Source organism: Streptomyces sp. NPDC041108 (genome assembly GCF_055592645.1).
Window position 1 is genome coordinate 16,363 of record NZ_JBVIYK010000017.1, and the last position, 12,707, is coordinate 29,069.

Below are 12,707 nucleotides of genomic sequence, written 5' to 3' on the forward strand. Positions count from 1 at the left end.
ACCATGTGTCGTGTCGCCGACCTGCGCCAGGCCGTACTGGCGAAGAACGACGCGAGCGCCCGAGAACTGCGCTCGTGTCTCGCCGCCCGGGGCACGGCGGTCGTCAACCTGCTGTCCAGCCCGGGCAGCGGAAAGACCGCGCTGCTGGAGCAGGAACTGCTGCGGGCACGTGAGCGGTCCGTTCCCGTCGCGGCGCTGAGCGCCGATCTCGCCACCGAGAACGACGCGGTCCGCCTGGCGCGTTCGGGCGTCCCGGTCAAACAGGTGCTCACCGACGGACTGTGCCATCTGGAGGCGGGCATGCTCGCCGGGCATCTGGACGGATGGCTGCCCGACGGCACGCGGCTGCTGTTCGTGGAGAACGTCGGCAACCTGGTCTGCCCCGCCACCTACGACCTGGGGGAGACCCTGAGGGTCGCCCTCGCCTCCGTGACGGAGGGCGAGGACAAGCCCCTGAAGTACCCCACCGCCTTCGGGCTCGCGCACCTGGTCGTGGTCACCAAGACCGACCTCGCGGAGGCGGTCGAGTTCGACGAGGTCGCGTTCCGCGCGAACGTGGAGCAGGTCAACCCGGGAGTCGAGGTCGTCATGACCTCGGCACGCCGGGGACGGGGGGTCGGCGCTCTGCTCGACCGGGCGATGGCGGCGGCGGACGGCGCCCCCGTCCATACGCCGGTCATGGCCGGACAGCCCCACCACCACGGGCACGTCCACACCCACGAACACACCCACGAAGACGGTCGCGCCCACGACGGTCACGCCCACGCGCGTCCGGAGGCCGACGGCGCCCTGGCCCGCACCCACCCGTGAGCGCTCCGCAGGCCCCGTCCGCCGTCGCCGGGTCCGCGCCCCTGCGCCGCCGGGTCGTCGTGCGGGGAGTGGTGCAGGGCGTGGGCTTCCGCCCCTATCTGTACGGCCTCGCCACCGAACTCGCCCTGGCCGGACACGTGACCAACACCGCGGAGGGCGTCGTCGTGGAGGTCGAGGGGGCCGCCTCGGCCGTGGCCCGGTTCTGCGACCGGATCGCCGCCCAGGCGCCGCCGCTGGCCCGTGTCGAGTCCGTCGAGCACCGCGAGCTGCCCGCCGTCGGCGACGGCACCGAGTTCACCATCCTGGCCTCCCGCGGCGGCGGCCCGGCCCGCACCCTGGTCTCCCCGGACTCCGCCACCTGCGCGGACTGCCTCACCGAACTCGCCGACCCGGCGGACCGGCGCCACCGCCACCCGTTCGTCAACTGCACCCACTGCGGCCCGCGCTTCACGATCGTCACCGGTGTGCCCTACGACCGGGCCGCCACCACCATGGCCGGCTTCCCGATGTGCCCCGACTGCGCCCGCGAGTACGCGGACCCGGCCGACCGGCGCTTCCACGCGCAGCCGGTCGCCTGCCCGGCCTGCGGACCGCGACTGCGGCTGATCGTCGGCCCTCGGCCGGGGCTCGCCGCGGCCGACGGGGCGGACCCGGTCGGCAACGCGCGCGCCCTGCTCGCGCGGGGGGCGATCCTCGCCGTGAAGGGCCTGGGCGGCTACCACCTGGCGTGCGACGCCACGAACCCGACGGCCGTCGCCCTGCTGCGGCGCCGGAAGGCGCGCGGCGACAAGCCGTTCGCCGTCATGGCGCGGACGACGGACGACGTCCGGCACCTCGTGCGGCCGAGTGCCGAGGAGCGGAGGCTGCTGGAGGACACGGCCAGGCCGGTCGTCCTGCTCAGACGCCGTCCGGACGCTCCCGGGGACCCCCGGCCGGCCGAGGCGGTCGCGCCCGGCAGCCCCGACCTCGGCCTGATGCTGCCGTACACCCCCCTGCACCATCTGCTGCTCGGCCTGCCCGGCGACCCGGACGGACCCCGCCTGCTCGTCATGACCAGCGGCAACGTCTCCGGCGAGCCGATCGTCACCGACGACACCGAGGCGTTGGAGCGGCTGGCGCACCTGGCCGACGCCTGGCTCACCCACGACCGGCCGATCCACATCCCGTGCGACGACTCCGTGGTCCGGATCTGCGACGGGCAGCCACTGGTGATCCGCCGCTCGCGCGGCTACGCCCCGCTCCCGCTCCCCCTCCCGCTGCCCGTGCGGCCCGCCCTCGCGGTCGGCGGGGACCTGAAGAACACGTTCTGTCTGGGCGCGGGCCGCCGCGCCTGGCTGTCGGCGCACATCGGTGACATGGACGACGTCACCACGCAGCGGGCGTTCGAGCGCGCGGCGGCGCAGTTGGAGTCCATCACCGGGGTGCGGCCCGAGACCCTGGTGTCCGACCGGCACCCCGGCTACCGCTCCGCACACTGGGCGGACCGGAACGCCGCACACCGGCCCGTCGTACGCGTCCAGCACCATCACGCGCACATCGCCGCCGCGATGGCCGAACACGGGCTGGACGGTACCCGGCCGGTGATCGGCGTCGCCTTCGACGGCACGGGACACGGCGACGACGGAGCCGTATGGGGCGGGGAGTTCCTGCTCGCCGACTACGACCGATTCACCCGGTTCGGGCACCTCGCCTACGTCCCGCTGCCCGGCGGCGACGCCGCGGTGCGCCGGCCGTACCGGATGGCGCTGGCCCATCTGAGGGCTGCCGGACTCGCCTGGTCCGGCGACCTTCCCTGTGCGAACGCCTGCCCGCCCGACGAACTCCGGCTCCTGGAAACGCAGTTGGAGCGGCATGTGAACTGTGTTCCCACCTCCAGCATGGGCCGGCTGTTCGACGCGGTGTCCTCGCTGGCCGGTGTGTGCCACCGCGCCGGATACGAGGCACAGGCCGCCGTCGAGCTGGAGGGCGCGGCCCTGCACGCACCGGCCGGGGACACCGAGGCGTACGTCTTCGCCGTCCACGCCGCGAAGGAGGGCGGGGCGGGGGCCGTACGGGCCGATCCGGCGCCCGTGCTCGCGGCGGTCGTCGACGACCTGCGCGCGGGCATCGCGCCGAGCATGATCGCGGCCCGCTTCCACCGGGCCGTGGCCGCCCTGGTGCGCGCGATGTGCGGGCGGGCGCGCGAGCGGCACGGGCTGGACACGGTCGCCCTGACGGGAGGGGTGTTCGCCAACACGCTGCTCTCCTCCGCCTGTGCCGCGGGCCTGCGCGAGGACGGCTTCACGGTCCTGCGGCACCACCTGGTGCCCCCCAACGACGGCGGCCTGGCGCTGGGGCAGTTGATGGTGGCCGCCAGGACCACGGCCGTCGCCCCCGCGTGCGCCGACTGAGCGACGCGCGACCCACAGCGAGGAGAGGCTCATGTGCCTGGCGGTACCCGGCAGAGTGCTGGACATCGAGGAACGGGAGGGCACCCGGATGGCCACCGTCGACTTCGGCGGTGTGGTCAAGGAGGTGTGCCTGGAGTACCTGCCCGACCTCCAGGTCGGCGAGTACGCCATCGTCCACGTCGGCTTCGCCCTGCAGCGGCTGGACGAGGAGTCGGCGCGGCAGACGCTCGAACTCTTCGCCGAACTCGGCATGCTGCAGGAGGAGTTCGGCGACCCCTGGGAGATGGCGGCGGCGGAGGCGGGCATGGACCCGGTGGAAGAGGTGCGCAACCCGTGAAGTACATCGACGAGTTCCAGGACCCGGAGCTGGCGCGTCGGCTGCTCGACGACATTCATGCGACGGTGACCAGGCCATGGGCGCTGATGGAGGTGTGCGGAGGGCAGACGCACAGCATCATCCGGCACGGCATCGACCAGCTCCTCCCGGAACAGGTCGAGTTGATCCACGGGCCGGGCTGTCCCGTGTGTGTGACCCCGCTGGAGGTCATCGACAAGGCGCTGGAGATCGCCTCACGGCCGGAGGTGATCTTCTGCTCCTTCGGAGACATGCTGCGGGTGCCCGGCACCGGCCGCGACCTGTTCCAGGTCCGCGGGGAGGGCGGCGACGTGCGGGTCGTCTACTCGCCGCTCGACGCGCTGCGGATCGCGCGGCAGAACCCGGACCGCGAGGTGGTGTTCTTCGGCATCGGCTTCGAGACGACGGCGCCCCCCAACGCGATGACGGTCCATCAGGCCCGGAAGCAGGGCATCGGGAACTTCAGCATGCTGGTGTCCCACGTCCGCGTCCCCCCGGCCATCGAGGCGATCATGTCCTCGCCGAGCTGCCGGGTGCAGGGCTTCCTCGCTGCCGGGCACGTCTGCAGCGTGATGGGCGTGGGGGAGTACCCGGAGCTGGCGGAGCGCTTCCGCGTACCGATCGTGGTGACGGGCTTCGAGCCGCTGGACATCCTCGAAGGCGTACGCCGGGCCGTCCACCGGCTGGAGCGCGGCGAGCACGGAGTCGACAACGCCTACGCCCGCGCCGTGCGGCCGGAGGGCAACGCGGCAGCCCGGGCGATGCTGGAGGACGTCTTCGAGGTCACCGACCGGGCCTGGCGCGGGATCGGTGTGATCCCCGACAGCGGCTGGCGGCTGGCGCCGAAGTACCGCGACCACGACGCCGAGCACCGCTTCGCCGTCGAGGGCATCCGCACGGCCGAACCCGAAGCGTGCCGCAGCGGAGAAGTCCTCCAGGGGCTCCTCAAGCCGCACGAGTGCGAGGCATTCGGCACCCTGTGCACCCCGCGCACCCCGCTGGGAGCCACCATGGTCTCCAGCGAGGGCGCCTGCGCCGCGTACTACCTCTACCGGCGCCTGGACATGCCCGCCGCGACCGAGGCCCGGGAGGCGAGCCCCGTTGTCTGACACCACCGATCTCCCCGCCCCCGCCGCCCTGGACATCGAGGCGTGGACCTGCCCCGCGCCCGTGCGGGACCGCCCCCGGGTCGTCATGGGCCACGGCGGCGGGGGAGTCCTCTCCGCCGAACTGGTCCAGCAGATCTTCGCACCCGCCTACGGGAGCGAGGCGCTGGCCCAGCTGGGCGACGCGGCCGTGGTCTCCCTGGGCGGCGCGCGGCTGGCGTTCTCCACCGACTCGTACGTCGTGCGGCCGCTGTTCTTCCCCGGCGGCAGCATCGGCGACCTGGCGGTCAACGGAACCGTCAACGACCTCGCCATGAGCGGTGCCCGTGCCGCCTACCTCTCCTGCGGATTCATCCTGGAGGAGGGCGTCGAGCTGGAGACGGTCACCCGCGTCTCCCGGGCGCTGGGCGCGGCCGCGCGCACCGCCGGTGTGGAGGTGGCCACCGGTGACACCAAGGTGGTGGAGGCCGGCCACGGCGACGGGATCTTCATCAACACGGCGGGCATCGGCCTCGTACCGGCGGGGGTCGACCTGCGGCCGCAGCGGGTCGTCCCCGGCGACGTGGTGATCGTCAGTGGTGCCATCGGGGTCCACGGGGTCGCGATCATGAGCGTGCGCGAGGGCCTGGAGTTCGGCGTGGAGGTCACGAGCGACTGCGCGGCTCTCGGCGGTCTCGTCGAGGCCATGCTCGCGGTCACCCCGGACCTGCACGTCCTGCGCGATCCCACCCGAGGGGGCCTCGCGGCCGCCCTCAACGAGATCGCGGCGGCCTCCGGCACCGGGGTCGTCGTCCGGGAACGCGAGGTCCCGGTCCCCGCGGCCGTCGCCAATGCCTGCGCCATCCTCGGGCTGGACCCGATGTACATCGCCAACGAGGGCAAGCTGGTGGCGTTCGTCCCGCGCGAGCACGCCGACGCCGTCCTGGAGGCGATGCGGGCCCATCCCCTCGGCGCCGATTCCGTGATCATCGGGGAGGCCGTCGAGGCGCACCCCGGCATGGTCGTCGCCCGTACCGGACTGGGCGGGACGCGGGTGGTCGATCAGCCGATCGGCGAGCAGCTGCCGCGGATCTGCTGACCTCGCCTCGACGGCCCCGCCCGTCGAGGCGGCCGTCGTCCGGACACCGGCGGGCCACGCCTACCGGTGGCTGGACGGCGGTGAGTCCTGGGGGTCCACGCCGGTCGAGGAGGAAGCGTCCCTGGTGCCGCTGGGGCGCTGGGAGCGGCCCTTGCGGCCGGTGTCCCGACGGCCCTTCTCGTCCGCGTCGCCGTACTCCTCGCCGCGTGTTCCGTGACTCTTCGCTGTGTCGCCCGGGACGGATTTCGTCTCCTGCGCCGACTTCGTGCGGCCCCGGCCCTTCTCCTCGGCGTGCTGGGCCGTGCGGAAGGAGCGGGACGCGCTCGGGTTGTCCTGCTGACGTGTCTCGTCCACGTCGGGCGACCAGCCGTGCTGCTCGGTGCCCTCGTGACGGCTCGGGCCCTTTCCGTGCGGTGGCTCGGACGATCGTGTGTGCTTCGACATGGGCCGACCTGCCTGTTCCTGGTGGATGGGACGCCGGTCGTGGCGTCGCCGCGCTGTTCGAAGTACCCCTTCTCGTAGGATTCAACTCATACCGGCACAAATCCGGCTGTGAGGTCGCACCGCGGCCCGGTGAGGCCGAGCGTCAGCCGTCAGCCGTCAGCCGTCAGCCGTCAGCCGTCAGCCGTCAGCCGTCAGCCGTCAGCCGTCAGCCGTCAGCCGTGACTCGTGACCCGTCACCCGTGCCGGTGGGCGTTGAGCCGCGCCGCCTGGCGGGTCAGGTGGTCGCGCTCGGCGAGGTTGGGCGCCTTGCGCGCCGCCTCGGCGTACAGCTGTGCCGCCCTCGCCAGGTCGCCGTCGCGCTCGTGGAGGTACGCCGCCACCGCGGTGTGCCGCGGAGTCGAGTCCGCCACGAGCGCGAGCGCCGCCAGCCCGGCACGGGGACCGTCGGCCTCGCCCACGGCCACCGCACGGTTGAGCCGCACGACCGGAGTGTCGGTCAGCCGCGCCAGTTCGTCGTACCACTCGACGATCTGCACCCAGTCGGTCTCCTCGGCCGTGGGCGCGTCGGCGTGCAGCGCGGCGATGGCGGCCTGGGCCTGGAACTCGCCCAGCCGGTCACGGGCGAGGGCCTTCTGCAGGATCCCGATGCCCTCGGCGATGGACGCGGTGTCCCACCGGCCGCGGTCCTGCTCGGCGAGCGGCACCAGGCTGCCGTCGGGTGCGGTACGGGCGGCCCGCCGGGCATGGTGCAGCAGCATGAGGGCGAGCAGCCCCGCCACCTCGGGATGATCGATCGCGGCCGCCAGCTGCCGGGTGAGCCGGACGGCCTCGGCGGCGAGGTCGACGTCCCCGGAGTAGCCCTCGTTGAAGACCAGGTAGAGGACGCGCAGCACGGTGGCGACGTCGCCGGGCCGGTCGAGGCGTACTCCCGAGACCGTGCGCTTGGCCCGGCTGATGCGCTGCGCCATGGTCGCCTCGGGCACCAGATACGCCTGCGCGATCTGGCGGGTGGTCAGCCCGCCGACGGCGCGCAGCGTGAGCGCGACCGCCGACGACGGCGTCAGCGAGGGATGGGCGCACAGGAAGTAGAGCTGGAGCGTGTCGTCCGTGCCGGGCGCGGGGCCGGGCGCCGGCTCCTCCTCGACGAGGTCCTCGCGCCGGCGCCGGGCGGCGTCCGCGCGGGTCGCGTCGAGGAACCGGCGCCAGGCCACGGTGACCAGCCAGCCCTTCGCGTCCCGCGGCGGGCCGGCCGGCCAGACGCGGAGCGCCTCCAGCAGCGCGTCCTGCACGGCGTCCTCGGCCGCCGCGAAGTCGGCTCCGCGGCGGACGAGAACGGCGAGCACACCGGGGGTGAGGCCGCGCAGCAGTGCCTCGTCCATCGATGGGGTCACTCCGTGATGGTGGGCGGCGCGGACAGGAAGGGGCGCAGCTCCAGCCACTCGTGGATCGGCTTCCCGCCGGCCCCGGGGGCGGCGGACAGCTCCCCGGCCAGCTCGACGGCACGTTCGTGGCTGTCGACGTCGATCACCATCCAGCCGGCGATGAGGTCCTTGGTCTCGGCGAACGGGCCGTCGGTGACCGGCGGGCGGCCCTCGCCGTCGTAGCGGACCCACGTCCCCTCGGGGGCGAGCGCCTGGCCGTCCACGAACTCGCCGGTCTTCTCCAGCCGGGCCGCGAAGTCGTTCATGTACTGGACGTGCGCCGAGATCTCCTCCGGTGTCCACTGGTCCATCTGTACGTCGTTCACCGCTGCCGGTGCGCCGCGGTAGTGCTTGAGCAGCAGGTACTTGGCCATCGTGGTTCTCCTCGGTACTGGTGCGGCCCATTGTGGTCGCGTTCGCACCGGGGACGGAGCCGGATGTGGGTTCTCGACATCACCGGCCACATTTTTTTCAGGAATCTTCCGAGGGGGTCCGTGGAGGGTTCGGCCGGCGCTCGGAGGGGGCTCGGAGGGGGCTCCGTCGAACCCCGACGAGTGCCCCACCCGCGGGCATGTATTCCACCCCGGGCGGTATCTTTCCGGGGTGGCCCGGGTCCCCGGATCAGGCTTTGGTTGTCGGACGACAACTGAGTTAACCTTCACCGAATTTTCTCATCGGGCGGATTCGTGAACTGCGGAAACGCGGGCGATGAGCGGGCCTGCCAGGGCCCGGCGCGGGTTCCGAGTCCTCGGCGCGAGGGCTCTTGGGGAGCGGAACGAGGGTGCGCATGAGCAGCAAGACGATCGAGGCCGCCGACCGGGCGCCCGGAGAGCAGGAGCTGCGGCAGCTTCTGGCCGGGCTGACCGCCGTGCGGGACGGCGACTTCGGTACCCGGCTGCCGTCCGACGGCGAGGGCCTGCTCGGCGACATCGCCACGGTCTTCAACGGCATGGTGGACCAGCTGTCCGTGTTCACGTCGGAAGTGACGCGGGTGGCGCGGGAGGTCGGCACCGAGGGCACGCTCGGCGGTCAGGCCGAGGTGCCGGGCGTCTCCGGCACCTGGGCCGACCTGACCGACTCGGTCAACGCCATGGCGGGCAACCTGACCACCCAGGTGCGTGACATCGCGCAGGTGGCGACCGCCGTCGCCAAGGGGGATCTGTCGCAGAAGATCGACGTGCCCGCGCGCGGCGAGATCCTGCAGCTCAAGGAGACCGTCAACACGATGGTCGACCAGCTCTCCGCGTTCGCCGACGAGGTCACGCGCGTCGCCCGCGAGGTCGGCAGCGAGGGGCGGCTCGGCGGGCAGGCCCAGGTGCCCGGCGTCGGCGGCGTCTGGCGCGACCTGACCGATTCGGTCAACTTCATGGCGGGCAACCTCACTTCGCAGGTCCGCAACGTCGCCCAGGTGACCACGGCGGTCGCGCAGGGCGATCTGTCGCAGAAGATCACCGTGGACGCGCGGGGTGAGATCCTGGAGCTGAAGAACACCATCAACACGATGGTGGATCAGCTGTCCGGTTTCGCCGACGAGGTCACGCGCGTCGCCCGCGAGGTCGGCACCGAGGGACGGCTCGGCGGGCAGGCGGACGTCCAGGGCGTGAAGGGCACCTGGCGCGACCTCACGGACTCCGTGAACTTCATGGCGGGCAACCTCACCGCACAGGTCCGCAACGTGGCCCAGGTGGCCACGGCGGTTGCGCAGGGCGATCTGTCGCAGAAGATCACCGTGGACGCGCGGGGTGAGATCCTGGAGCTGAAGAACACCATCAACACGATGGTGGATCAGTTGTCCGGTTTCGCCGACGAGGTCACGCGCGTCGCCCGCGAGGTCGGCACCGAGGGCAACCTCGGCGGCCAGGCCATCGTCCGGGGCGCGTCGGGGACCTGGAAGGACCTGACGGACAACGTCAACGTGATGGCGTCGAACCTGACCGGACAGGTCCGCTCGATCGCCCAGGTCGCCACCGCCGTCGCGCGCGGCGACCTCTCCCAGAAGATCACCGTCGAGGCCAAGGGCGAGGTCGCGGCCCTCGCGGACGTCATCAACACGATGGTCGACACGCTCTCCGCGTTCGCCGACGAGGTCACCCGCGTCGCCCGCGAGGTCGGCACCGAGGGACGCCTCGGCGGCCAGGCCCACGTACCGAACGTCGCGGGCACGTGGAAGGACCTCACCGACAACGTCAACTCCATGGCCAACAACCTCACCGGCCAGGTCCGCAACATCGCCCTGGTGACGACGGCGGTGGCCGGCGGCGACCTGTCGAAGAAGATCGACGTCGACGCCCGTGGCGAGATCCTGGAGCTGAAGACCACCATCAACACGATGGTCGACCAGCTGTCGTCGTTCGCCGCCGAGGTCACCCGCGTCGCCCGCGAGGTCGGCAGCGAGGGACGACTCGGCGGACAGGCCGAGGTCGAGGGCGTCGAGGGCACCTGGAAGCGCCTCACCGAGAACGTCAACGAACTCGCCGGGAACCTCACCCGGCAGGTCCGCGCGATCGCCGAGGTCACCAGCGCCGTCGCCGAGGGCGACCTGACCCGCTCCATCACCGTGGAGGCGTCGGGCGAGGTCGCCGACCTCAAGGACAACATCAACTCCATGGTGGAGTCCCTGCGGGAGACCACACGGGCCAACCAGGAACAGGACTGGCTCAAGACCAACCTCGCCCGGATCTCCGGCCTGATGCAGGGCCACCGCGAACTGCCCGTCGTCGCCGAACTCATCATGGACGAGCTCGCGCCGCTCGCCTCCGCCCAGTACGGCGCCTTCTACCTCGCCGAGGACACCGAGCGCGGTCCCGAACTGCGGCTGGTGGGATCCTACGGCTACCCCGACGACACCGACCGGCCCGAGCGCATCCCCGTCGGGCGCTCCCTGGTCGGGCAGGCCGCCCGCAACCGCCGCCCCATCAGCGTCGAGGAACTGCCGCCGAACTACGTGACGATCTCCTCCGGTCTCGGAGAGGCCGTGCCCAGCGCCCTGGTGGTGCTGCCCATCGTGGTCGAGGACCAGGTCCTCGGTGTCATCGAACTGGGCTCCGTCACCCCCTTCACCCAGATCCACCAGGACTTCCTCTCCCAGCTGATGCCGACCATCGGCGTCAACCTCAACACCATCGTGGCCAACGCGCGCACCGACGAGCTGCTGGGGGAGTCCCAGCGGCTGACCGCCGAACTCCAGGCACGCTCCGAGGAGTTGCAGGTCCAGCAGGACGAACTGCAGCGCTCCAACGCCGAACTGGAGGAGAAGGCATCCCTCCTGGCCTCGCAGAACAGCGACATCGAGGCCAAGAACCTGGAGATCGAACAGGCACGGCAGGAACTGGAGACCCGAGCGCAGCAGTTGGCGCTGGCGTCCAAGTACAAGTCCGAGTTCCTGGCGAACATGAGCCACGAACTGCGCACACCGCTCAACAGCCTGCTGATCCTCGCCCAGTTGCTGGCCCAGAACCCCTCCCGGAACCTGACGCCCAAGCAGGTCGAGTACGCGGGCATCATCCACTCGGCGGGCTCGGACCTGCTGCAGCTGATCAACGACATCCTCGACCTGTCCAAGGTCGAGGCGGGCAAGATGGACGTCACCCCCGAACGGGTGCCGCTGCGCAAGCTGCTGGAGTACGTCGAGGCGACGTTCCGCCCGATGACGACGCAGAAGAGCCTGGACTTCACGGTGGCCACCGCGCCGGGCACCCCCGCGGACCTGCTCACCGACGACTCCCGGCTGCGGCAGATCCTGCGCAACCTGCTGTCGAACGCCGTGAAGTTCACCGAACACGGCGGTGTCACCCTGCGCATCGAGCCCGCCGCCGACCGGGAGGTGCCCACCGGCGTCCTGCGCGGCGGCGCCGTCGTGGCCTTCCGGGTGAAGGACACCGGCATCGGCATCCCGCAGCAGCAGCTGGAGACGATCTTCGGAGCCTTCCAGCAGGCGGACGGCACCACCAGCCGCAAGTACGGCGGCACCGGCCTCGGCCTGTCCATCACCCGCGAGATCGCCCATCTGCTCGGCGGCGCCGTCACCGTCGACAGCACGCCCGGCCAGGGCAGCACCTTCACCCTCTACCTGCCCGTGGCCCGCGCGGACTTCGAGGAAGTGCTCGACGGCGGCGGCGCGCTGACGGACCACCCGCACACCGACGGCCGTGAACTGCCGCCGGCCGACCGCCCGGACACGGCCGCCCCCACGGCACCCGAACAGCGCCGCCGCCGTCTGCTGGTCGTGGAGGACCGCCCGCGCGGACTGCTGACCCTCGTCGCCGAACGAGCGGTCGCGGACCTCGCACCCGGCGACGACCCGCCCGGCGCGATCGACATCATCACCGCGATCGGCGCCCAGGAGGCGGCGAGCATGCTGGCCGCCGAACCCTGCCACTGCGTGGTCCTCGAACTCGGGATGCCCGACGGCGAGGGCGCCCGCCTGCTGGAGGCCATGGAGGGCGACTCGGCGCTCGCCAGTGTGCCCGTCCTCGTGCACACCGGTCACCGCGTGGACCTGGCGCACGAGCAGACGCTGCGGACCCGTGCCGAGGGCCGCCCGCTGGACTTCCTCTCCAGCCTGGACGAACTGCGCGAACGGATCACCCTGCACCTGTCCGCCGAGGAGCCGGGGGACGTGCTGTCACTGGTACGCGCCGACGAGGCCCAGCGTCCCGCCGCGCAGGTAGTCGACGGCGCCTTCCTCGGCCGTACGGTGCTCGTGGTCGACGACGACGCGCGCAACCTCTTCGCGCTCAGCGGGATGCTGGAACTCCACGGCTTCCAGGTCCTGCACGCCGACAACGGCCGCAGAGGGATCGAGATGCTGCTCGCCCACCCGGACATCTCGCTGGTGCTGATGGACGTGATGATGCCCGAGATGGACGGGTACTCGGCCACCTCGGAGATCCGCTCCATGCCCCAGTACGCCGAACTGCCCATCATCGCCGTCACCGCCAAAGCGATGCCCGGCGACCAGGAGAAGAGTCTCGCCTCGGGCGCGAACGACTACGTCACCAAGCCGGTCGACACCAACGACCTCATCGGCCGCGTCCGACGCTGGCTGTCCGTATGACGAGGACACCCGCCGCCCCGCGTACCAGCCGACCGCGTGGTGTCCAC

Annotated in this window: 9 protein-coding genes; 6 read left to right on the forward strand and 3 right to left on the reverse strand. The window is 72.0% G+C overall.

The window, feature by feature from the left end; translation table 11 throughout:
* Positions 1-3: 3 nt before the first annotated feature.
* From hypB to hypE, 5 genes are read left to right on the forward strand one after another with little or no spacing between them, the layout of a single operon-like run.
* Entirely contained in the window at positions 4-810 is an 807-nt protein-coding gene (hypB, locus tag ACZ6BB_RS34140; protein WP_471618993.1) for a hydrogenase nickel incorporation protein HypB, read from the forward strand.
* Positions 807-3,200: a carbamoyltransferase HypF gene (gene hypF / locus ACZ6BB_RS34145; protein ID WP_471618994.1), complete on the forward strand. Its 2,394-nt coding sequence runs from the start codon at positions 807-809 to the stop codon at positions 3,198-3,200. Before hypB ends, hypF begins: the two co-directional genes overlap by 4 nt.
* A 31-nt stretch (positions 3,201-3,231) precedes the next feature.
* Positions 3,232-3,537 (forward strand): HypC/HybG/HupF family hydrogenase formation chaperone, encoded by a 306-nt coding sequence (locus ACZ6BB_RS34150; protein ID WP_078580274.1) that lies wholly within the window; start codon positions 3,232-3,234, stop codon positions 3,535-3,537.
* A complete protein-coding gene (hypD, locus tag ACZ6BB_RS34155; RefSeq protein WP_471618995.1) occupies positions 3,534-4,664 on the forward strand; it encodes a hydrogenase formation protein HypD in 1,131 nt (376 codons plus the stop codon). Before ACZ6BB_RS34150 ends, hypD begins: the two co-directional genes overlap by 4 nt.
* Positions 4,657-5,739, forward strand: a complete 1,083-nt coding sequence (gene hypE / locus ACZ6BB_RS34160) for a hydrogenase expression/formation protein HypE (protein ID WP_471618996.1) — start codon at positions 4,657-4,659, stop codon at positions 5,737-5,739. Before hypD ends, hypE begins: the two co-directional genes overlap by 8 nt.
* A 60-nt stretch (positions 5,740-5,799) precedes the next feature.
* On the opposite strand, the gene ACZ6BB_RS34165 is transcribed toward hypE, so the two are convergent.
* From ACZ6BB_RS34165 to ACZ6BB_RS34175, 3 genes are all read right to left on the reverse strand, one after another.
* Positions 5,800-6,183, reverse strand: coding sequence for a hypothetical protein (locus tag ACZ6BB_RS34165; RefSeq protein WP_471618997.1), 384 nt, complete (start codon positions 6,181-6,183; stop codon positions 5,800-5,802).
* A gap of 233 nt (positions 6,184-6,416) precedes the next feature.
* Positions 6,417-7,562, reverse strand: coding sequence for an RNA polymerase sigma factor (locus tag ACZ6BB_RS34170; protein ID WP_471619130.1), 1,146 nt, complete (start codon positions 7,560-7,562; stop codon positions 6,417-6,419).
* 8 nt (positions 7,563-7,570) lie between these two features.
* Positions 7,571-7,978, reverse strand: coding sequence for a YciI family protein (locus tag ACZ6BB_RS34175; RefSeq protein WP_471618998.1), 408 nt, complete (start codon positions 7,976-7,978; stop codon positions 7,571-7,573).
* A gap of 413 nt (positions 7,979-8,391) precedes the next feature.
* Here ACZ6BB_RS34175 and ACZ6BB_RS34180 point away from each other — a divergent pair, with 413 nt between their 5' ends.
* Positions 8,392-12,660, forward strand: coding sequence for a HAMP domain-containing protein (locus ACZ6BB_RS34180; protein ID WP_471618999.1), 4,269 nt, complete (start codon positions 8,392-8,394; stop codon positions 12,658-12,660).
* Positions 12,661-12,707: the final 47 nt, after the last annotated feature.